This window comes from Halobacteria archaeon AArc-dxtr1, assembly GCA_025517425.1.
In the GTDB taxonomy this organism is placed as follows: Archaea; Halobacteriota; Halobacteria; order Halobacteriales; family Natrialbaceae; genus Halostagnicola.
On record JAOPJY010000001.1, the window covers coordinates 1,662,254 to 1,685,773 of the forward strand.

Consider the following 23,520-nt stretch of genomic DNA (forward strand, 5'->3'; position numbering starts at 1 on the left):
GAGCCGAACTACGAGCGAGCGTTCTTTTTGCGACGTGTTCGAACAAGGCTTCGTCCGAGCAGCAGTGTGCCGATGGTAACGAGCACGGTCAACACGCCGAATCCAGGAACCGAATCGTCATCCGCCGAATCGTCTCCGGTAGCCGTCCGAGAGTCATCCGCCGAACGGTCGACTCCGTCACCGTCTGCTCTCTCGTCGTCTGAAGCGTCGTCTGTACCGTCGCTATCATCCTCGTCATCGTCTGGGACGGCATCCTCGACGGCGAAAGACGTCTCAGCAGTGACGTCACTGCCGTCTTCGGCGAGGATCGTGAGCGTCGCAGCGTACGATTCGCCGGGAGCGACGGCGAGGACGTACTGGGCCACCGAGTCCGTGATCTGTGCGTTCTCGTCGTCGGTGACGTCCTCGCCGTTTACCGTCAGCGCGACGGCGCCGTCAGCTGTCGACGAAACGCCTTCGTACTCGAAGCCGACGGTGATCTCCTCGGTCTCCGCGTCAAGCGACGTCCCGTCGGCTGGCGAGACGTCGACGATCTCCGGTGGTTCGTCGGGCGTCGGGTCGACTTCATCTTCGACCTCGAAGGCCGTCTCAGCACTGGCCACATTGCCAGCGTTGTCAGCGACCGTGATCTCGGCGACGTACGATTCGCCGGGCGCGACGTCGAAGGTGTACTCCGCTACCGAGCCCGTGATCTGTGCGTTCTCGCCGTCGGTGACGTCCTCGCCGTTTACCGTCAGCGCAACGGCGCCGACGTCGACGCCCGAGAGCGCGTCTTCGTATTCGAAGCCGACGGTGATCTCCTCGGTCTCCGCGTCAAGCGACGTCCCGTCGGCTGGCGAGACGTCGACGATCTCCGGTGGCTCCTCGTCGATGACGAGCGCCCCGTAGGTCGAGAACCTGGTAACGTCGGCGACGACGAACGGATCGTCGTCGTAATAGGTCACTGTCGAGTCGACTGCGTTCCAGTCGCCGCTGGTCTCGTCGAGGTGATAGAGGCCGACGTCGTCAACTGACGCACCGTCATCGAGCTCGTGCTCGTCGATGGCCATCGAGACCGTCGCGCTCTCGATCGTCCCCGATTCCATGTGGTAGTCGATGAAGCCGTCCAGTTGCGCAGTCAAGAAGCCGACGCCGAGTTCACCAGCGCCGAGGTTCGTGTTGACCGAGTTCTCAGAGAGCGCGAGGAACAACTCTTCGGCGAGGATTGCCTGTTCTGCCTCCTCGATCACGTCAAACGTGATCGTCGTCCCCGTCTCGTCGATGACGATCTCTCCGTCACCGATCGTGAACCCGGTGTTGATTACCGTTGACACGTCGTTGCTCCCGACATTACCGGCGCGGTCGGTTCCGGTAGCAGTGACGACGTACTCGCCGGATTCCTCGAACTCGATCGTGCCGGTGAAGAGCTGATCAGAGTTGCTCGTCCCGTCGAGGGTCACCGTCACGGGTGACGTCGAGCCGTCGTCGTGGACGACGACCGCGCTTACGTCGGGAACATCGGAGAGGGGCTCGTCGCTCTCGACGACGACCGTCGCGGAGTCACCGTCGACGTCCTCGATCGTCACCGACATCGAGGGGGTATTTCGGTCGATCACGAGAAGTTCGTCCGCGGCGTCCATCCCCGCGTTCCCCTGTTCGTCCACTGCAATCACCGACACCTCGTATGCCCCGTCGTCGGGGAGGGCGTCGAGCGGAATCTCGGCAGTCCAGCGGTCGCTGCCGTCGTGGGTTGCGTCCACGCCGACGGAGTAGGTCGTCTGCATGGAACTGACCAGCAGCGTCGCTTCCTCGAGATCGAAGTCGGATTCGACGTCGATCGTGACGGTGGTATCCTCACTCGCATAGACCGCGTCTGCCTCGAGATCGAGGTCGTACCCGTCCGAGTAGCCCTCAACGTTCGTGATGGACGGATCGACGGTCGGTTCGACGACCTCAACGGTCCCGGCGTATCGGTCACCGAGCCTGAGTTCGTACGCACCGGTCTGCTCGGGCTGGAAGGTGATGTTCAGCGCACCCAGGTGGTAGAACCCGGGCGCGAGCGTTACCTCCTGACTGTCGACGACGAACTCCTCGCCGGAGTCCTGGTCGATCGCGACTAACTCGATCGTCTCGGTTCCCTCGACGTTTCCAGCCTGGTAGATGCTTCCCACCACATGTAGCTCCTGACCCAGCGCGATCTCGATCTCGGAGGAAGAAGCGGCGATCACTTGTACGTCCGAGTACGCCTCGGTCACGTCCAGTTCGCCGGCATCACGATCGCCCAGTTTGAGGTCGTAGACGCCCGGATCGTCGATCGTTGCGGTCACGTTTAGCGCACCAAGGTGGTAGAAGCCCGGTGCGAGCGTTACCTCCTGGCTGCCCAGGACCATCTCCTCGCCGGTGTCCTGATCGATTGCCACCAGGTCGATCGTCTCGGTTCCCTCGACGTTGCCAGCCTGATAGATGCTACCCACCACGTACAGCTCCTCGCCTTCCAAGACTTCGATCTCCGAAGTCGACGCCGCGATGACCTGGATGTCCGATTCGGCGGCTTCGACCTCGACCGTTCCGGCGGAGCGGTCGCCGAGTTCGAGGTCGTAGGTACCACTTTCCTCGGGTGCGAAGGAGATGTTGAGTGCACCCAGATGGTAGAAGCCCGGAGAGAGGGTCACCTCCTGGCTGCCGATGATCTCGGTTTCGTTCGTCTCCGTGTTTGTCGCCGTCAGTTCGATCGTCTCGGTTCCCTCGACGTTCCCGCTCTGGTAGATGCTCCCGACAGTGTAGGCCTCCTCGCCCTCGATCAGTTCGATCTCCGAAGTCGACGCCGCGATGACCTGGATGTCCGATTCGGCGGCTTCAACCTCGACCCAGCCTGCATAGCGCTCACCGAGGTGGAGATCGTACGTTCCAGGCGCGTGGGGCTCGAACGTGATGTTGATCGCTCCCAGGTGGTAGAAGCCCGGATCGAGTGTGACGTCCTGACTGCCGACGACATCGGTTTCATTGGTCTCAGTGTTTGTCGCCGTCAGTTCGATCGTCTCAGTACCACCTTCCTCACCGGCTTGGTAGATGCTGCCGGTCACGGAGGTGTGCTCACCCTCGATTAGTTCCACGTCGGCGACCGAGGAACCGACTACCTGAATGTCCGAAAGGGACTGCTCGACGGAGACGGAGCCCGCATCCCGTCCGCCGAGTTCGAGATCGTAGGTCCCGGCCTCTTCGGGTGTAAATGAGATGTTAAGCGCACCGAGATGATAGAAGCCCGAGGAGAGCGTCACCTCCTGGCTGCCGACGGATACCGTCTCGTTCGTCCCCCGGTGGGTCGCGTTCAGTGAGATCTCCTGGGTGCCTTCGATATTCCCTGCCTGATAGACGCTTCCGATGACGTTGACTTCCTCACCGACGGTGAGATTGTATCCGTCCGGCGAGGCCGCGATGACCTGAATGTCAGAGACTGCGGGTTCGACGTCGATCGCCCCGGCGTTCTGTCCGCCGAGTTCGAGATCGTACGTCCCCGGTTCGTCGGGTGCGAACGTGATGTTCAGCGCACCCAGGTGGTAGAACCCGGGCGAGAGCGTCACCTCCTGGCTTCCCATGTCGGTCTCCTCACCGGTGTCCTGATCGATTGCCACCAGGTCGATCGTCTCGGTTCCCTCGACGTTGCCAGCCTGGTAGATGCTGCCGACAGTGTAGGCTTCCTCACCCTCGATCAGCTCGAGTTCGGAGGTCGACGCCGCGATCACCTGGATGTCCGATTCGGCGGCTTCGACCTCAACGGTTCCGGCGGAGCGGTCGCCGAGTTCGAGGTCGTAGGTACCACTTTCCTCGGGTGCGAAGGAGATGTTCAGCGCACCCAGATGGTAGAAGCCCGGAGAGAGGGTCACCTCCTGGCTGCCGATGATCTCGGTTTCGTTCGTCTCCGTGTTTGTCGCCGTCAGTTCGATCGTCTCGGTTCCCTCGACGTTCCCGCTCTGGTAGATGCTCCCGACAGTGTAGGCCTCCTCGCCCTCGATCAGTTCGATCTCCGAAGTCGACGCCGCGATGACCTGGATGTCCGATTCGCCCGGTTCGACCTCGACCGTTCCGGCGGAGCGGTCGCCGAGTTCGAGGTCGTAGGTTCCCGGTTCGGGTGCGAACGTGATGTTGATTGCTCCCAGGTGGTAGAAGCCCGGAGAGAGCGTCACATCCTGGCTGCCCAGGACAATCTCCTCACCGGTGTCCTGATCGATTGCCACCAGGTCGATCGTCTCGGTTTCCTCGACGTTACCAGCCTGGTAGATGCTGCCGACGGTGTAGGCTTCCTCACCCTCGATCAGTTCGATCTCCGAGGTCGAGGCTGCGATGACCTGAATATCAGAGACTGCAGGTTCGACCTCGACCGTTCCGGCGGAGCGGTCGCCGAGTTCGAGGTCATAGATGCCGGGTTCTTCGAGCGCCGCGGTGATGTTGAGCGCACCCAGGTGATAGAATCCTGGGGAGAGCGTTACCTCCTGGCTGCCCAGGTGAATTTCGTCGCCGGTTTCCTGGTCGATGGCGACGAGGTCGATCGTCTCGGGACCCTCGGCGGTCCCGTCCTGGTAGATGCTGCCGATCGCGTACACCTCCTCGCCCTGGATAACGTCGGTTTCAGACAGCGAGGCCGCGATGACCTGCACATCAGAGAACTGGTTCTCGATCGTGACCGTTTCGACGACGAAGCCGTTGACCGAGAGCGTCACCTCGGCGCTCTCGCCCTCATCGGGAATGTCGCCCGGCGCGGGAGTCCAAGAGAGCGTCCCACCGTCGCGGGTGATTCCGGATTCGACGAACACCGTCGCTTCGTCGACCGCCTCGCCGTCAACGTCGAGCACCAGGGTTTCGATTCCCGGTTGATCACCGCTGTTGAAGAAGTCGACGGAGACGGTGACCGACTCGTCGATTCCGACCGTCTCCCGGTCTGCACTCGCACCGTAGACGAGGACAGACGCGTCGGGATCCGCGACAGCGACGGTGCCGACAGCGGTTCCGTTGACAGTCAGGTCGTGTTCGCCGGCCTCGTCGAACGCGTGCTCGAAGGTGACCGTCCCGGTCGCACCCGGTTCGACGGAAATCGTCTCGGCGTCGACCGGCACGCCGTCGACCTCGAAGTCGAGTTCCTCGTTACCGGCGACCGTTCCGTCGTTGGTCACCTCGACGACGACAGCTACGCTGTCACCGACTGTAACGGCGGTCGGATCGACCGTTCCGTCGACAATCACCAGGTCGGCGTAGGCCGCCTCCACAGTCGTCGCCGTCGCGGCTTCGTCGTCGTCGCTGCGCACGACGACCGAAACGTCGCCTGCATCTTCTGCCTCGGTCGCCCAGACGAGCGTTACCGTCTCGTGCTCGCCGCCGTCGAGGGAGACGTCGATCGCGTCAACGACCGTTCCGTCGACAACCAGCTCGATCGGTTGGGTCGCACTGATATCGCCGGTGTTCGTCAGCGTCGTAGTAACGTCGAGTTCCTCTCCCGCCACCACCGGCGTGGTCGTGTTCTCGATCGTCACGTCGAACGACGCCGGCTCGGCGACAGCCACGGTTCCAATGGGGGCCCCGTCGACGGTCAGGTCGTACTCGCCAGCGGCACCGAACGCGTGTTCGAACGCGATCGTCTCGGTTGTTCCGGCATCGACAGTTACTGTCTCGTTGGCCACGGACACATCGCTCGTCGCAAGGGTGAGAGTTCGCGTTCCGGAAACCGTCCCGTCGTTGGTCACCTCGGCGAGGACAGTGACGGTCTCGTCGACCAGGACAGAATCCGGATCGATCGTTCCGTCGACGACCACCAGGTCGGCGTAGGCCGCCTCCACAGTCGCCGCCGCCGCGGCTTCGTCGTCGTCGCTGCGCACGACGACCGAAACGTCGCCTGCATCTTCTGCCTCGGTCGCCCAGACGAGTGTCACCGTCTCTCGCTCGCCACCGTCGAGAGAGACCGCAACTGTGTCGACGACCGTTCCGTCGACGACTAACTCGATCGTCTGACTGCTTTCGATCCCGCCGAGGTTCTCGACCGTCGCGACGGTCGAGAGGGGCTCGCCGGCAACCACTGGCGCGTCCGTACTCTCGATCAGTACGTCGAACGAGGCGGGTGGAGGAGCGACAGTAACGGTGTCAACAGCGGTTCCGCCGATGGTCACGGCGTATTCGCCGGCATCGGCGAACACGTGTTCGAAGGTGACCGTCTCGGTCGTACCCGGCGCGACGGACACCGTCGCGTCGTCAGCGACCACGCCGTCGATTTCGAGGGAGATCGTCTCGTCGCCGGCGATCGTCCCGTCGTTGGTCACCTCCGCAGAGATCGTGACGGATTCACCGACCTCGACGTCGCTTCGGTCAAGGGTTCCGTCGACGACGGTCAGATCGGCGTAGGCCGCCTCGACGGTCACGTCGGTGGACGCCTCACTGTCGTCGCTTTCCACTACGATCGTGATCGCATCGCCTGCGTCTCCCGTGCTTGTCGCCCAGACGAGTGTCACGGTCTCGGACTCGCCGCCCGTGAGGGTGACGTCGATCTCGTCGAGGACCGTGCCGTCGGCGACCAGTTCGACTGTCTGGGTTCCGTCCTCGTCGCCAGTGTTCTCGACCGTTGCGGTGACGAGGAGGTCCTCGCCGGCAACGACCGGATCGGCGGTACCGTCGATCGTTACATCGAACGAGGCGGGTTCGGGGTCCGGATCGGGGACGTCGTCCAACTCGCCGAAGACGCCGAACGTGGAGAAGCCGGTCACACCGGTGGCGTAGACGTATCCTTCGTTTGCGTCGACTCCCGACTCGTAGGGTTCGTCGCCGGGAGCGTGCCAAGTGCCGTCGTAACGCCAGATGCCGAGCGTCGATTCGTCGAGATCGCCGAGGTCGGCCGCGTCGTAGTAGATCCGGAGTTCTGCGAGTGCCGCGTCGTCATCCAGACTGGTCACCTCGACGTATCTGCTGAGGGAGTCGAATCCGTCGGGACCGGTTCCGGAGCCGGCCGCCGCGTTGAGTTGTACACCGTTTCCGACGACTGTCACCGTCGCGTCGCCCAGCGTCAGCCGGTCGAGCGTGGTATCGCTCTCACCGTCGAGTAAGACGTCGGCTCCTTCGACATCGGTGACGGTCAGGTTCGAGACAGTCGTGTTCTCGCCGTAGATCACCATACCGGTCGGGCTTCCGTCGATCGTGACGTCCTCGAACGCGTTGTTGTAGTTCTCGCTGGAGGCGACGTGTACGGCGTCCCACGTTCCACCGATAACGGTGACGTTGGTGAATGTGTTCCCGCTCGACTGGCGGACCAGACTGAGCGAACTACCGGTGTTGTCGATCAATGTGACGTCAGTGAACGTGCTGTCGTCGGCGGCGGTCAACCCGATGCCGCTCCCTTCGTTTTCGGTCGCGGTAACTCCGTGGAACTCGTTGTGCACGACGGGTTCGTTCGACCGTGAATCGCCGATGAGGTAGATTCCCTCGCCGTAGTTTCCAGACGCCGTAACGTCCCGCAGGACGTTTCCACTGCTGTCGTCGACGACGATCCCGTTCCAGCCGTTACCGGAGACGCTGACGTTCTCGAACTCGTTCCCGACGTTGCTCTCGAGATTCAGCCCGTACATCGAGTTGTCGTCGGCCGTGACGTCGACGAACGTGTTACCCGAGCCGAACGTCGTCAGCCCGGCCTGGCTCGACGAGGAGTCCAGTCCGACGAAGACGTTCCCCGTCGAACCGGATCTCACCTGCACTGCGCCGGGTGAGAGCGCGCTCTGCTGGGCCTCGTTCTGGTAAGCGGTGACGTTCGTGAACACGTTGTCGTGACTGTATCCTTGCCACCCTGAGCCGACCTCAAGCCCCCGGTAGTCGTTGTGCCGCGTTACCAGGTTCGTCACCTCGTTGTTGTGCGCATTGGCGAACTCGGCGCCGGTGCCACCGTTCTCGACGAGCACATCCGTGACCACGCCGTCGCTTCCCGAGAAGTACAGTCCGGTGTCCCAGCCGTCGATCGTCACGTCAGTGAGGGTGACGTTATCCGCGCCGTCAACGTGAATCCCGTACTGGGATCCATCCACATCGGCGCCTTGGATCGTGTGCCCTTGCCCGTCGAAGACCACGTCGTTCGCGTCGATCACGATTGCCGTCGAGTCCTTCGTTAGGTCTTCGTCGAGGAGGTAGGTTCCTGGCGTCGTGATAGTTGTACTCTCGGTGATCGTCACCGGCCCATCGTGGGTAACCGACACTGGTGCGGTGGCGATATCGTCCTGGCTCTTAACTGTCACCTCGCCGCTGCCAACGTTATCAGTATCTGTCGTCCACGTGAGGGCCAGTGTCTCATCCTCGCCCCCGTCGAGTGTGCGTTCCTTCGTATCGACGACCGTTCCGTCGAAGTCCTCGAGGGAAATCGTCTGGGTTCCCGTCTTCTCGCCCACGTTGGTGACAGTGACGGTAACTTCCAGGTCTTCGCCCGTGTCAACCGGTGAGTTCATGTCGTCAATCACCACGTCAAAGTATGCCTCGAGCGGCGGCGCACCGATTGGATTTTCGTTGAGGAATGGCTCGTAGTCGATGTTCTCCCCGACCGAGTCGCCATCCCCGTCGCCTTCACCGCTGGGGCCGCTCTCGTGACCCCACCAGTTGTTCGTCGCGTTGAGCGTCCCGTGACCATCGTAGACGAGTCCCTGATCGTTGCCGGCGATCGCGTTATCGTGAATGGCGACGACATCGTCGTTTCTCGCAAAGAGGTACAGACCCACATCGTTATTCCTGACGTCGTTGCTGTGAATAGAACCGGCATCGCTGCCAAAATCGACGAAGATTCCCCGATCGGCATTATCTATTACCGTGTTGGATTCGATTGTCGTACCGTCTCGGCCGTCGACTTCGATTCCGTGGCCCCCACTTCCAGTAATAACGTTGTTCGTCACTTCGACGTCATCTACGGAACTGACAGGGGCCGCTGACCTCGGTATCCCAATTCGAATTCCCCCACTGTCGGCGTTCTCGATACTGTTGCCGTCGATCCGTAGGTTCTCACCCCCATCGATGTAAATTCCGCGGTCGGACTGCGAAATCTTGTTTTCGAGAATCTCGACGGAGTCCACCGAAATAACGTCCACGCCCCGCTGGTCGGTCTCGATTTCGTTGCCCGAGACCGTTGTGGTTTCTTCGAACGATGAAACGTGTTCTTGTCTGATCGAAATTCCTGCATACGAACCGTCTTCGATCCTGTTGTCGGTGATCGATGCCCCGTCGCTGTCGACCACGTAGATCGCCCGATCAGACTCGGTTATCACGTTCTGCTCGATCGTTGCGTCCGTGGAGCTCCAGACGCTAATCGAGCCGGATATACCGCCGTGGCTTGTCTGTGTAGTCGCTAACTCGTTATCGGCGATGGTCACGCCCGCACTGTGAACGACCTGAATCCCGGAGATCACGCCGTCGATATCGAGTCCGGAGACGGTCGCGTTCTCGACGTCAACGAGGATTATCTGTCCGGGGTTCTCAGGAATCGTCGGGTCGCTGACGCCGGCCGCGTAGAACAGGTCGTCCTCGCCGACGGTGTTTCCGGACATCTCGTGTGGCTGCTCGTCGAGATTTTCGGGAACGCCGTCGAAACGAACGCCGGTGGCGAACTGGTTGTCAGTGACCGTGACGTTGATCGCATCGTCGAGCACGAGGTCGACTTCAGTCCCCGAAAACTCGTTGTCACGGACGATCGTATCGTCACCCGCGTGTGGGATTGCCTGGGAGATGTCGCGGAAGGTGTTCCCCTCGATGACCGTCCCGTCCATGGAGCTAGTACCGGCCCGGAGGATCCCCCATTCGGCACCTTCGATCGTATTGTCCGCCACGACCGTACCGCTCCGGACCTGGATGGCGATGCCGTCTGTTGCCGTTACGTTGTTCTGGCGTATTTCCCCGTCTCCAACAACAATTCCGTCGGCGTTACTCGTGACGGTGTTGTTGACGATGGCAACGTTGGACCAGTCGGTTCCAAGTTTGATTCCTGTCCCCGAGTTGTCCGCGATGGAGTTGTTTTCAATGACTACATTATCACTGCCATACCAACCGTCATCGTACGTAATCCCGTCTACGTTCCCGCTGATCACGTTGCCTTCGATAGTGAATCCATCGTTGTGCTGAGTGAGATAGAGGCCACTCACGTCGTTGTCGACGAGAGTACTATTTCGAAGTGTGAACTCATCGCCATTGACGAAGACTGCCCCGTCTCCGCCGGAATACCCCTCGATCCGGAACCCATCGACGGTCACGTCGTCAGACTCTACTCTGATCGCACCCTCGAGTCCGTCGGTGCCGTCGAGCACGGCTCCCCGCTCAACCACCGACCGCAGCGTCAGTTCCTTGTCGATCGTCAGCGACTCCTCGTAGGTGCCGTTCCCGACGAAGACCGTGTCGCCCGGCTGGGCTGCGTCGATCGCGTCCTGGATGCTGTCGCCATCCTGAACGCCGTCGACGAGCACCTCAACCGTACTGACCGATTGACCATCGACCTCGAGATGGTACGTACCCGCCTCGGCGAGCGAAACGCTCAATCGCTCGGTCACGGTGCTCTCGCCGTCGACGTCGAGATTCCTGGTGTCGTTCGCGACTTCGATTCCCCCGTCGTCGTAGGCGACGAGTTCGCTCTCGACGCTCTCTCGATTCTGGTGGAGGTTCTCGTATCGAACGTCGACGCTCGCCTCGCCCGCTGCGCTCGGATCGAGAGGTGCTTCAACGCCGCTTATGATCGAGGCCTGGAGGCGGTTCGTTTCGGTCACGTAGATCGGCTCACCGTCCGGTAATACCTCGATTGTGCCGATCTCTTCGTCTTCGATGTAGGCCGTATAGGTTCCGGGTTCGTCGATCGGATCGGTGACAAAAATATAGGTCTCTTTTTCACCGTTCACAGGTCCTTCTGCATCCACGAACGCGACGTCTTCGCGATCGTCGAACGCCGGCCCATCAAGCGAGAGAGTCGTGTTCTCATCGGTATACTCCCCGAGGTTCATCGCCTCGTAGGAGACCTGTATTTGATTGCCCTCCAGTCGCGTGTCGAAAAACGGCAGCACGGACCGGAAAATCGGGTCGTTCTCGTCGACGACGGTGAGTGTCCCACTCTCTTCGTCGTTGATTCCGAGGGCGTATTCGCCGCTCTCGCTTGGCGCGGTCAGCGGCAGTTCGACCGTTTTCGTGCCGTAGGCGGGCACCTCGACGGTCCGGCTAACCTGCAGATCGTCCTCGAGTTGGAGGGTAACGGTCGCCGACGTGGTCGGATCCCAGTCGTTTCTGACCGTGGCCGTGACCGTTAGTTCATCTTCGACAAACGCACCCCCATCGAACTCGACATCAACGACTCTGGGGTCGGAATCCGGAATATCGCCGGTCCACTGGTGGTGATTGTTCTGCCCACCGAGCATGACGCGTGAGTCGCTACTCGAACCCGAGACGCCCGCATTAATTGCGATGATACGCTCGTCGCCGCTCGTGACGGCGGCGTACGCCACGCCATCCACGACGATTACGTTGCTTCGGTCACCGGTCTCGACTGACCAGAGTTCAGTTCCATCCTTCGGGTCGAGCGCTCTGAACGCTTCCGAATCGGTGGTTTGTGGTACGAAGAGCGTACCGTCGGCGACCGTTGGCGCGTCGGCTACTGCATCGTTGTCCGACCAGCGTTCGGTTCCATCGGCCGCCTTGAGCGCATACAACCCATCCTGACCAACGTAGACTGTTGACTCGCCACCTTCACCGGAAACTGTTGGCGATGAAGGTGTTGTTAGAAGCGCCGGTTGCGGATCATCGAACTCAACTTCCCACTCCGTCTCACCGGTTTCTTCGTCAATAGCTACGGTGAACAGCTCATAGTCGTCTGGATCAGGATCATTCGAACCAAGGCCTTCCGTATAGCTGAAATAGACAAGACCATCTACAATAGTTGGCTCCGTCACCGCACCGCGGTCCTGGAGAGTACCTATCTCGTCCCACGTCCACTGTTCGTCCCCTTTCCCTGCGTCGACAGCGATCATCCCGTCCGAGGTGACGTAATAGACGGTTCCGTTGTTGAACGTTGGTCCGGCGTAGACTTGGCTGTTGGTCTCGATGGACCAGTTCTCATCACCTGTCTCGGCATCGAGGGAGAGAACCGTGCCTGAGGATTGGTCAGACCAGCTGACGTACACACCCCCGTCACCGACCGACTGGTACCCGGTCGAGCTTATCGCGTCTTCGTCGGACTCGACGTGCCACTCGATCGCTCCGAGTTCCAAATCGAGTGCCCAAACGCCGTCGGAACCAGAGACATACACAGTCCCGTCGACGACCGTCGGCGACCCACGGGCAGAAATCTCTGTCGCCCACCGTTCCTCACCGGTGCCGACATCGTACGCCACGACGCGATCGGACGCTACGATAACGAGAATGCCGTCAACTACCGTCGGAGCTGCGTCGCTCTCTAGTGACTCGTCGGCCTCCCAGAGGATCTCACCTTCCTCAGCGTCGAATGTTGTCGGTGAGACCCGATCGTTCGGCCCTGCATCGTTTTCATCCTCGTTCGCCGTCGTATCGTCTGATCCGTCATCCGCGGAGTCAGAGTCACTCTCTTCGTCGTCAGGTTCAGGTTCGGCGGGTTCCAAATCTAACGTAGGACCATCTTCGCCGTCTGATATCTCTTCATTGACCCCATCAATATCCGCTGACTTGAGTTCCTCAGAATTATCAGTCAATCCACCATCTTCGACGCTTGAGGGCCCTATAGCACCAACCGGCACCATAATCGATCCAACCATCAGCACCGAAAACAGAATCGCAAACACCTGCACTCGACCGAATCGTCGACTCTCTTGGGAGGACCGTCGTTGCATGCTGAGGGTCACACGTAAATGAGTATAATCTATCGCTTACCATTCGGTGCCGACCCACTTACCGTTCGGTAAGTAAACCAGTCGCGATCCGAACGTCGAGCAAAGCCGCTCGAAACCCACCGAACTCCCCAGAATCACCGACCGAATCACTCGCCGTCGCGTTCCGATGCGAGGGCCACGATCCGGTCTTCGAGTGCGGCAAAGCGCTCGTCACCGTCGAGCACGGCCTCCGAGACGTTCTCCTGCAGGGCGTTTCGTTTCGCACAGAGTGCGTGGTACTCACGCTCGAGGGCATCCTCTCCGTACCGATCCACCTGCGTCATGACGATCTCGCCGAGGGCTGTCTTCGAGAGAGGTTTTCGAACCACGGCGTCACAGTCGAGATCCAGTACCGACAGACCGATCCGCCCAGTCCGTAACGCGACGAACCGACAGTCCGGACTCGCGCCGTCGATCAACCCCGAGATCTCGAGGTGGGCGGTTCCAGGGAGGTGCGTGTCGGAGAGGAGGACCGTCGTGCGCTCGTCGACGGCCTCGACGAGTTCCTCGCGGTCGTGAGCGCGCCGGACAGTGTAGCTCTCGTCGAACCACCGCCTGACGATGTCGGTGAACCGGCGGTCCTCGTCGGCGACGACGAGCGTGGGCCGGTCGGTGACCAGGTGTCGCTCACCCCAGTCTTCAAGGCTGTCGAAGACGGCCTCGAGTTCGCGACCCGCTTCGGAGAGTGTGTACTCGACGCGCAGTGGGGACTCGGAGACGACCGTGCGTTGGACGACGCCGGCGTCGATAAGCGCCTCGAGACGCTGTGTCAAGACCTTCGCGGAGACCCCGGGGACGGCGGACTCGAGAGAGGAAAAGCCGAGGGGCCCCTCGGCGTCGAGCGCCCGGACGATCCGGGTCGTCCACTTCCGCGAAAGCAACGAGAGGGTGGCGACCAAGGCGTCGCCTCCGTGGTCAGGGCCGGAGGGCATTACTGAATGGTTCGGGCCGGTGTCAATATACGTCACGGTCGTAAGCGCGAGTGGGTACGACGGGTGCAGGACACGGTCGTGGGTTCGGGTGAGCACGCTAGAGGGTCGACAGCTACCTCGGCACGGTCTCGTGGTGGCCTCACTCGTCCGAGTCGGGGGGACGCTCGAGGGAGACCACGATACGTGAGTCGCGGTCTACGTGGATGGAGCCACCGACGTGGTCGAGAACGGTCGCGGCGAGATAGAGACCGGTTCCCGTCCGACGGGCCGACTCCGACGGCGTCTCGTGGTCGTTCAGGAACGCGACCTGGTCGTCGGTGAGCGAGACGCCCTCTCCCCGAATCGTCACGGAGACGGTGTCTTCGACACCGATCGTTATTCGCGGTCGTGGCTCCTCGGCACCGTGCACCTGGATCGCCTCGGAGAAGAGGTGTTCGAACACCGATCCGAGCATCGGCGTGGCGAGCACCGGGACGTCACTGTCGAGACTGTCGAGCGTGAACGCCACCGACGGATGAGCGGCGGTATACCGATCGACTTCGGTTTCGAGGATAGCGTCGATGGATCGGGCCTCGAGGTCTTCCTCGGAGGTGCTTTCGATCAGCGAGACCACGTCCGCGGCCGCGTCGGCCAGTTCGACGACGATCTCGAGGGAGTGGATCAGTGACTCGGCGACGTCACGGTCGGTGGAGGCGCGGTCGGCGCCGCCGTCGTCCGTCAGTTCGCCGGCCCAGCCCATGGAGACGCTCATCTCCCGCTGGAGATCGTGGCCGATGATCCGCCCGAGCAGTGCCAGACGGCGGTTCGTCTCGAGCAGTTCGAGTTCGTGGCGCTTTCGCTCGATCGCGTAACGAATCGAGCGGCCGACGGTCTCGGCGTCGATCCGACCCTTGACGAGGTAGTCCTGAGCGCCCGCCTGAATGGTCTGTGTCCCGATGCGATTCCCGTCGTGGGACGTCAGGGCGATGATCGGGACCAGTGGCGCCTGACGGTTGAGCGCGGCGATGGTGTCGGCGCCGCGACTGTCCGGAACCATGAGATCGGAGACGATCACGTCGACGGACGCTCGATCCAGGACGGCGATGGCCCCCTCCAGGGTGTCGGCGTGGTGCCACTCGCCGACGTCGACGACGGCGTCCCCGCTGGCGGCCGACCCGGAGCCGCGAACGATTCGCTCGACGAGGGCCGCTTCCGTGGGCGTATCTTCGAGGAGGAGAACGTCGAGCGTTCCGGAGACGACCTCGTCTGCCGTGCTCACGCCACCTCACCCACCATCGCGGGACGGAACCGATTCGACGACTGCCCCACCGAACTGGTCAGTCTCACCCTCGACCCTTGTTCACAGGTGAAACTATCTCTTTCGCAGATTGACCCGTGGACACAGCGCGTCGACCGTTGCAGCCGAGAGCGGTACGTAAGTAGGGAGCCGAATCGGTAGCCCCACTGGTGCCGAAACCGACACCCTCGGTCGATCACGACGTCTCCACCTCGAAACGGGCACCGCCATCGCGGCCGACCGTCACCGCAACGGTCCAGCCGTGGGCTTCGACCACGTCGCGAACGATTGCGAGGCCGAACCCGGTTCCATCGGCGCTGGTGGTGTGGCCCCGCTCGAAAACGTGGGGACGGACGGCGTCGGAGATCCCGTCACCGTCGTCTTCAACGAAGAACCCAACCGGGGAGTCGACCGTCGTCCCGACCATCGTTCGAGTGACAACTGCACCGTCGGCAGTCGCGGTCGAACTACCGGTCACACCGTCGCCGGTAAGCGGTCCGACCCGGACGGTCACCGGCTCGTCGTTGTGAACGACGGCGTTGCGAAAGAGGTTCTCGAAGACGTGACGGAGCCGTTCGCCGTCGCCCTTGACCGTCCAGTCGGCAGGGAGGTCACACACGAGAGTCGACTCCCCAGTGGCGACCGCTTCCCAGGAGTCGAGCGCCACCGAGCGCAGCGAGACGGGTTCGGTCGCCGTGATGGTCGTCCCGGCCCGGGCCATCGTGAGAAAACGGTCGATCATCCGCTCCATCCGGTCGAGGACGTGCTCGACCATCCGGACGTCCTCGGGGTCCCCCGACTCCCTGGCCAGTCGGGCGTGCGTCCGCGCCAGCCCGATCGGGTTCTGCAGGTCGTGGCTGATGACGCCAGCGAACTCGTCGAGACGCTGGTTCGTCCGTTCGAGTTCCCGTTCACGCTCGTTCCGTTCGGTGACGTCCCGGAGACTGATGACGACGCCACCGACGATGTCGTTGTCGAGTAAGTCCGCGGAGACGCCCTCGAGACCGACCCAGGAACCATCGTGGTGGCGCCCCCGGTACTCGAAGCGGTTCTCGTCATTGGGGCCAGTCAGGAGGGCGTCGAACGACTCGACTGCACGCGGCCGGTCGTCGTCGTGGACGTACTCGAACACCGACGAGCCGACGACGTCGTCCGGACGGTAGCCGAGGACGGAACGAACGGATGGGCTGGCGTAGGTGATCTCGCCGGCAGCGGTCACGACCACGACGGCGTCGGAGACGTTCTCGATGAGCGCCTGGAACCGTCGTTCGGCCCGCCGCTGAGCGGTGACGTCCCGGAGCATCAACACCCACCCTTCCGCACGACCGTCGCTGGTGGTCGAGAGGGTGGATTCGCCCACGGCCGAGGAGGCATCGCCCACGGTCGAGGCGGTGGCGTCAACGACGGTCGTTCCCCGGGTTATCGTCTGCTCCTGTCGGTCACCGTCGAGCAGCGGCCGACATTCGGGCAGGACCTCCCGGATGGGATCGCCGACGGCCACCTCTCCGCCGAGGAGTGATCGAGCCGCGGGGTTGTAGTCGACGACGCGCCCTGCGTCGTCAATCACCAGGTAGCCGTCACGCATCTCGTCGACGACCCGGTTGCGCGCGATCGGAACGAGGTCGAGCCACCGGTAGCGGTAGAGCGCGATGGCGATGAGGATCCCGGTCGCGCCGAACGCCCAGACCGAGTAGTTCATCGAGGTCACCTGCCCGAACGCGAGGACGTTCGTCGCGCCAGGGATCAACGGCGCGAGCACGACCAGTCGCGACTGCTTGTGGTAGACGCCGCTGCCACGAGCGTCGACGTACTCGAGGAAAAAGAGGAAGATCCCCCCAGCGGAGAGCGACCAGTTCCAGAAGACGTAGAGCCAGTAGCCGGTGTTCTGGAACTCGACCACCGGTAACAGCACCTGGGTGTACTCCATGGGCTGGTGCATCCAGTGGTGGATCGGATCGGTCACGATGACGACGATCCAGGCGGCGGTCCCGAGGTAAACGAGGCCGAGCCGGCCTGGCCGGAGCCAGTCTGTTCGCCCCGTGTACGCCAGCGCGAAGTGAAAGAGCCCGGTCGCCATGATGACGGCCCCCGAATTGATGACGAGCGAGAGCGCGAGACCGACGGTCGGGTTGGTTTCGACGAGCAACCACCCCTGCGGGATCGTCCACAGCGAGATGCCAGCCAGAAATCCCGCCAGGGGGACGACGTCCTGTTCAGAGCGCGTCCGAAGAACCAGGACGGCCAGCCCCAGGTTCAAGAGACCGATCGCAACGAGCGAGGCTGCGTGCAGGGAGGTGTACGCATCGGCCATTGGTCATAGAGGGACCGTCGCTGGGAAATACGTTCGGGAGCACCTGTGTGATCGGACGGTCGCGGAAGACCGAGGAGGGCGAGCCGAAAACACAACTCGTCATCCACACACATTACGACTGGACAGACCCCGGTCAGAGCCACAAGCGGCGACGGCGTCTCGACTGACGTCGACACCCACCGCTCGTTCTGCGAGGCGAAGGCTGGTTTCGACCCGCTCTCGGATCCGGACGGCCGAGCTCGCCAGGCGAATCCAGATCCGGAGCGAACCGCGGCGCGATAGTCGTATGGAAAGCTATAGGACGGCGACGACTCCTAAAACGAGGTAAGAAATGAGCGACGAGGGATACGATCACGCGGCGGTCGAGCGGCGCTGGCAGGAGGCGTGGGACGAGGCCGAAGCCTACCGCACGCCCGACGACGTCGACGATCCGACGTACGTGCTGGGAATGTACCCGTATCCGTCCGGCAAGCTCCACATGGGGCACGTCCGCAACTACACGATCACGGACGCGTACGCCCGATACCGCCGGATGCGAGGCGACGACGTGCTTCACCCGATGGGGTGGGACGCCTTTGGCCTCCCCGCCGAGAACGCGGCCAAGGAACGCGACACCAACCCCCGCGACTGGACGTTCGAGTGTATCGAGACGATGCGCGGCCAGATGGAGGCGATGGGCTTTGGTTACGACTGGGATCGCGAGATCGCCACCTGCGTACCAGAGTACTACCAGTGGAACCAGTGGCTCTTTACCCGCTTTCACGAGGAAGGGCTGGTCGAGCGCCGCGACGCCGAGGTCAACTGGTGTCCCGAGTGCGAGACCGTCCTCGCAGACGAACAGGTCGAGGGCGAGGCCGAACTCTGCTGGCGCTGTGACACGGCCGTCGAGAGCCGCGAGTTAGAGCAGTGGTTCCTACGGATTACCGAGTACGCAGACGAGCTACTCGAGGGGATCGACGAGCTCGACGGATGGCCAAACTCGGTGCGCCAGATGCAGCGCAACTGGATCGGCCGCCAGGACGGCACTGAAGTCGAGTTCGGCATCTCGGGTCACGGATCGGTGACGGCGTTTACGACGCGTCTCGACACCATCCACGGCGCGACATTCTTCGCGCTCGCACCGGATCACCCGATCAGCCAGGAGGTGGCCGAGGAAGACGAGGACGTGCGTCACTTCGTCGACCACGTTGCCGACCCAGAGGGTGACGAGCCAAACGGCGTCGCGACCGATCTGACCGCGACGAACCCGGCGACCGGCGAGGAGATTCCCGTCTACGTCGCGGACTTCGTCCTCTCGGACGTCGGGACGGGCGCGCTGATGGCCGTCCCCGGCCACGACGAGCGCGACCACGCCTTCGCCGAGAAACACGACCTGCCGATCGAGGCCGTCGTCGCCCCCGAACCCGAGAGTTGGGACGGCGAGACGGCGCCCGAGGCGCCCGACGTTAGCGAGGCAGCGTTCACCGACGATGGCGTGCTCGTGAATTCCGGCGACTACTCCGGACTCGGCAGCGAGACGGCACGAGAACGGCTGACCGCAGATATCGAGAGCGCCAACACGGCCACCCAGTACCAGCTTCGTGACTGGGGGATCTCCCGACAACGCTACTGGGGAACCCCGATTCCGGTCGTCCACTGCCACGATGACTGTGGCGCCGTGATGGTTCCCGAGGAAAACCTCCCCGTCGAGTTGCCGGAGTTCATCAACACCACTGGGAACCCCCTCGATGCGGCCGAAGAGTGGAAACAGACAACCTGCCCCGCGTGTGGCGGCGAGGCCACCCGGGAGACGGACACGATGGACACCTTCGTCGACTCCTCGTGGTACTTCCTGCGGTACGTCTCCCCGGAGTTGGACGAGGCACCCTTCGAGACGGAGCGAGCGAACGACTGGATGCCCGTCGACCAGTACGTCGGCGGCATCGAGCACGCCGTGATGCACCTGCTCTATTCACGATTCTTCACGAAAGTGCTGGCAGACCACGAGGGACTCGAGCACCGTGAACCCTTCACGAATCTGCTCGCACAAGGCATGGTCCAGCTAGAGGGCGAGAAAATGTCGAAGTCGGTCGGCAACGTCGTCTCGCCCCAGCGCATCGTCGAAGAGTACGGCGCTGACACCGCCCGCCTCTTTATGATGCAGGCCGCTCAGCCCGAGCGCGACTTCGACTGGAGCGAGGAGGGCGTCCGGTCGACGAACGCCTTCCTGGGGCGACTCCAGGAGATGGTCACCGACGTCGTCGACGAGCCCCCGAAAGGTACAGACGACGCCGTCGCCAGCTACGTCGCGAGCGAGATCGACGCCACGGTCGCCATCGCAGGGTCGGAGTACGACGAGTTGCGATTTAACCGCGCGCTGCGAGAGACCCAGGACCTGGTCCGAACGCTCCGGCAGTACGCCGAGTACGCGGAACCCCACGCCGAGACCTACGAGCGGGGACTCGCAGCCGTCGTGCGGCTGCTGGCACCGGTCGCGCCACACCTCGCCGAGGAGCTTCACGAGGCACTGGGTGGCGAGGGGTTCGTCGTCGACGCCCCCTGGCCGACCGCGGAAGTCGACCGCGAGCACGTCACGAAACGGCGGCAGTTGGTCCGGAACACTCGCGAGGACGTCCGCGACATCGTCGAGGTCGCAGGCATCGAAGACCCGAAGCGAATCGAAGTCGTCGTTGCCCCCGACTGGAAGTACGACGCCTTAGAGATCGCCATCGAGAGCGACGCACCAAACCTGATCGGCGAGCTAATGGGTGAGAGTCACATTCGCGAACAGGGCGACGCCGCCGCGAGCTACGGCCAGGATCTCCAGGCCGAGCGCGAAGCCCTCGAAATGACGCTCGGTCCCGACGAGGAGTTCGCGGCGCTCGAGGCGGCCACCTGGCTGATCGAACGCGAGTTCGAAGCCGACGTCGACGTGGTGCGGGCGGCGGACGTCCCAGAGAGCGTCGTCCGGAAGGCCGAGCCGGGGCGGCCGGCGATCGAGATCGAAGAATAGGTCCGGCGGCCGTTCGGGTGGGCGCAAGCGCCCGAGATTTTTGACGGTTGCCGTGGTAGGAGGTCAAATCGATGAGACGTATCGTGTCGAATACCGGCTCACAGCGAACCGAGCGCAGACGGGGATCGAACGCTGCTCGAACGCGGTTTCCGCACGTACTCGCGATGACCTGGCGGTATGGGCTGTTCGCCCACTGGCCGGTCGAGCCGGCGGCACTCGCGCCCCATATTCCCGAGCCGCTGGACCTGGAGACCTGGGATGGCCGAGCCTGGATCAGCGTCCTCCCGTTCGCCCTCGCGGATGCAGGACTCAGGGGGTCGCCGCAGCTAACCCGGCTCTCGTTCCCGGAGGTGAACGTCCGGACGTACGTCAGCTACCGCGGCGATCCGGCCGTCTTCTTCTGCAGTATCGACCTCGGACAGCCGCTGCTGGCGGGGCTCGTCGGACGAACGACCAGACTCCCGGTCGCGGCTGCACGGATGCGTGTCCACCCGAACGGAGAGTCTGTCGCCTTCTCGAGTGAGCGAGACGGTGCCCGCTTCGAAGCGACCTACCAGCCGACAGGAGAGTCCACGGTCGCGAGGCCAGGCTCGTTCGCCTACTGGGCGACGGCGCGCCGACGGCTCTACGCGCCGGAGGAGGCGGGGGGCGTCTTAGGCGCGGAGATCGCCCACGAGCCATGGCCGCTCCAGCCCGCGACGGCGGAGATCCGCGAGAACACGCTGTTCGAGGCGAACGACCTTCCGGAGCCGATCGGGGAGCCGACGCTGCACTACTGTGACAAGCTGGGGATGACCGGATCGATCGCCCGGCGACTGCGGGAGTGAGCGCTCGATCGCCCGGCGACTGTGATCGACCCGACCCCCACTAGGGCTACCGACCCAGGCCGACCAGATCGATCGCCACGCCGTCACCGTGCTCTCGGGCGGTCTCGTAGACGACGCGGGCGGTGGCGACGTCCTGGATAGCGAGCCCCGTCGAATCGAAGACGGTGACGCCGGTTCCGTCGGTTCGACCCGGCTTCGCGTCGACGACGAGTTCGCCGATCTCGGCGTGGATATCTGCACCCGTGAGCGTCCCCTTGTCGTAAGGGACGTTGATCTCGCCGGAGTGGGTACACTGCTCGCGGTCGTCGATGACGACCGTTGCGTCGAGCAGGAGGTCATCGGCGAGTTCGTGCTTGCCCGGCGCGTCGGCACCGATGGCGTTAACGTGGGTGTGCTCGCCGACGTCCTCGGGGCCGACAATCGGCTCGGAGACGGGCGTCACCGTCGAGAGCACGTCGCAGTGTCCCGCCTCGGCGATCGAGCCGCTGTGGACGTCGAACTCGTCGCCGAACCGGTCGACGAACGCCTGGACGCGTGCCTCGTCTTTATCTGCCACGACGACTGTCTCGATCGGCCTGACCGCGGCGATCGCCTCAAGCTGGGCGGCCGATTGGACGCCGGCGCCGACGATACCGAGCGAGGAGGCGTCCGGAACCGCGAGGTGATCCGTGGCGACGGCGGCAGCCGCCCCTGTTCGCTGGAGTGTGAGCTCCGTCCCGTCCATAATTGCGAGTGGAAAGCCTGTCTCGGGATCGGAGTAGAGCATCATCCCCATCACCGTCGGTAGGTCACGGGCGTCGGGGTTGTCCGGGTGGACGTTCACCCACTTCAGACCCGCGGCGTCCCACTGGTCAGTCTGTAAATACGCCGGCATCGACCGGAAGTCGCCGTTGTACTGCGGAAGATCGATATAGGACTTCGAAGGCATGCGAACGTCGCCGCGCTCGTAGGCCGCGAAGGCGGCCTCGACGACGGCGATCACGTCGGCCGTCGTCGCGTGCTGTCTGACCGTCTCGCGGTCGCAGACGAGCGTCTCCATACGCGAGTGTTCGGTGTTCATATGCGACTGTTCGTGGGCGGCGTCTTAACGGTTGAAGTCGAGTCCGTTCTGTTGACTCAGTCCTCCTCGCTGAGTGCGACGACGTCGCCGCCGAAAGAGGCTGCGTAGACGGTACCGTCGACGATCACGGGCGAACTTCGGGTACCGGCGTAGACGCCGTCACTGAGATCAGTCCGATCGGGAAGCGCGTAGCGCCAGCGCTGGCTGCCGTCCGCGAGATCGAAACAATAGATGGCGTCGCCGGCGGCGACGAGACCGTCGTCGGCGACGGAGAGAGCGCCGAGGCCGTGTCGGTCTACCGACCACTGCTTCTCGCCCGTCTTGTCAAGGGCGACCAGAGAGTCGGCGGTCGGCACGTACACGCCTTCGGGGGACGCGGCGAGAGGCACTCTCACGTCGGAACCAACCCGGGTGCTCCAGCGCTCGTCGCCGTCGGATGCGTCGAGCGCGTACACCCGTCCGCTTCGCGAGGTAGCGTAGACGGTCTCCTCGACGACGGCCGGCGGAGTCCAGGCGCGATCGTCCGTCTCGTACTCCCAGATCGCGTCGCCGTCGGCGGCGTCGAGCGCGTACACTGCGGATTCGGAGCCCCCAGCGGCGAAGACAGTGCCGTCGGCGACGGCCGGCGTCGGGGCGTTTTCCCCGACCTCGAAGCGCCACCGCTCGCTTCCGTCGGCCGCGTCGAGAGCGATGACCTGGCTGCTGTTAATCGAGCCACCGACGTACACGGTCTCGCCCGCAAGCGTCGGAGCGGACGAGATATCCACGTCGGAGACGGCGCGCCAGTGCTCGCTGCCGTCCGCAAGGGAGAGTGCAGCGATACCGCGGTCGCCGGTCCCGTTCCAGGCGGTGACGTAAGCCGCCTCGCCGTCCAAGGCGGGCGGTGCGGCGATGTCGTGGCCGATATCCGCGTCCCACAGCTCCGCGCCGTCGGCGCGGTCGACGGCGAACAGCGTTCCACCCGCGGCGACGACGATCCGTTCGTCCCCGACGGCGAGGCCGCCGTCGACCGGCGAGAGGCGGGTTTCCCAGTCTGTTGTTGCGGAGTCGGGAACGGATCCGGGCGCAACGCCGGCGTTTCGGGCGCCGTACTGGAACTGGGTTTCGGGGCTCTCGTCGTCAGGGACGGAAGCGGTGCCATCCCAGGAGTCGCCAAGTGAGTCGGAGAGGAGGGCTTCAGCGTCGCTCAGACAGCCCGCGAGCGCGCCGAGGGCGGAGGCGGTTACGGAGGTGAGGGCGGTCCGTCGGTTCATAGACGAAGATAC

The 23,520-nt window shown here is 63.3% G+C and carries 8 protein-coding genes; 2 read left to right on the forward strand and 6 right to left on the reverse strand.

The window, feature by feature from the left end; translation table 11 throughout:
• Positions 1-8 precede the first annotated feature (8 nt).
• The 4 genes from OB905_08545 to OB905_08560 all read right to left on the reverse strand — a co-directional run bounded on the left by OB905_08545 (position 9) and on the right by OB905_08560 (position 17,376).
• Complete coding sequence (locus OB905_08545; GenBank protein MCU4926033.1) at positions 9-12,818, reverse strand: right-handed parallel beta-helix repeat-containing protein; 12,810 nt, start codon at positions 12,816-12,818, stop codon at positions 9-11.
• Positions 12,819-12,964: 146 nt separating this feature from the next.
• Positions 12,965-13,789: a winged helix-turn-helix transcriptional regulator gene (locus tag OB905_08550; GenBank protein MCU4926034.1), complete on the reverse strand. Its 825-nt coding sequence runs from the start codon at positions 13,787-13,789 to the stop codon at positions 12,965-12,967.
• Positions 13,790-13,928: 139 nt separating this feature from the next.
• On the reverse strand, positions 13,929-15,047 hold the full coding sequence (locus OB905_08555; protein ID MCU4926035.1) for a response regulator: 1,119 nt from the start codon (positions 15,045-15,047) through the stop codon (positions 13,929-13,931).
• Between the two features lie 214 nt (positions 15,048-15,261).
• On the reverse strand, positions 15,262-17,376 hold the full coding sequence (locus OB905_08560; GenBank protein MCU4926036.1) for a PAS domain S-box protein: 2,115 nt from the start codon (positions 17,374-17,376) through the stop codon (positions 15,262-15,264).
• Between the two features lie 331 nt (positions 17,377-17,707).
• On the opposite strand from OB905_08560, the gene leuS reads away from it, so the two are divergent.
• Positions 17,708-20,368, forward strand: coding sequence for a leucine--tRNA ligase (leuS, locus tag OB905_08565; GenBank protein MCU4926037.1), 2,661 nt, complete (start codon positions 17,708-17,710; stop codon positions 20,366-20,368).
• A 71-nt stretch (positions 20,369-20,439) separates the two neighbouring features.
• Positions 20,440-21,195 carry a DUF2071 domain-containing protein gene (locus tag OB905_08570; GenBank protein ID MCU4926038.1) on the forward strand — a complete coding sequence of 252 codons (756 nt, stop codon included), beginning with the start codon at positions 20,440-20,442 and terminating at the stop codon, positions 21,193-21,195.
• A 46-nt stretch (positions 21,196-21,241) separates the two neighbouring features.
• Here OB905_08570 and OB905_08575 read toward each other — a convergent pair whose 3' ends face one another.
• Positions 21,242-22,234 (reverse strand): ornithine cyclodeaminase family protein, encoded by a 993-nt coding sequence (locus tag OB905_08575; GenBank protein ID MCU4926039.1) that lies wholly within the window; start codon positions 22,232-22,234, stop codon positions 21,242-21,244.
• Positions 22,235-22,311: 77 nt separating this feature from the next.
• The gene (locus OB905_08580) at positions 22,312-23,508 is read right to left on the reverse strand and encodes a PQQ-binding-like beta-propeller repeat protein (GenBank protein ID MCU4926040.1); all 1,197 of its coding nucleotides are present in this window, start codon (positions 23,506-23,508) and stop codon (positions 22,312-22,314) included.
• Between the last annotated feature and the right edge of the window lie 12 nt (positions 23,509-23,520).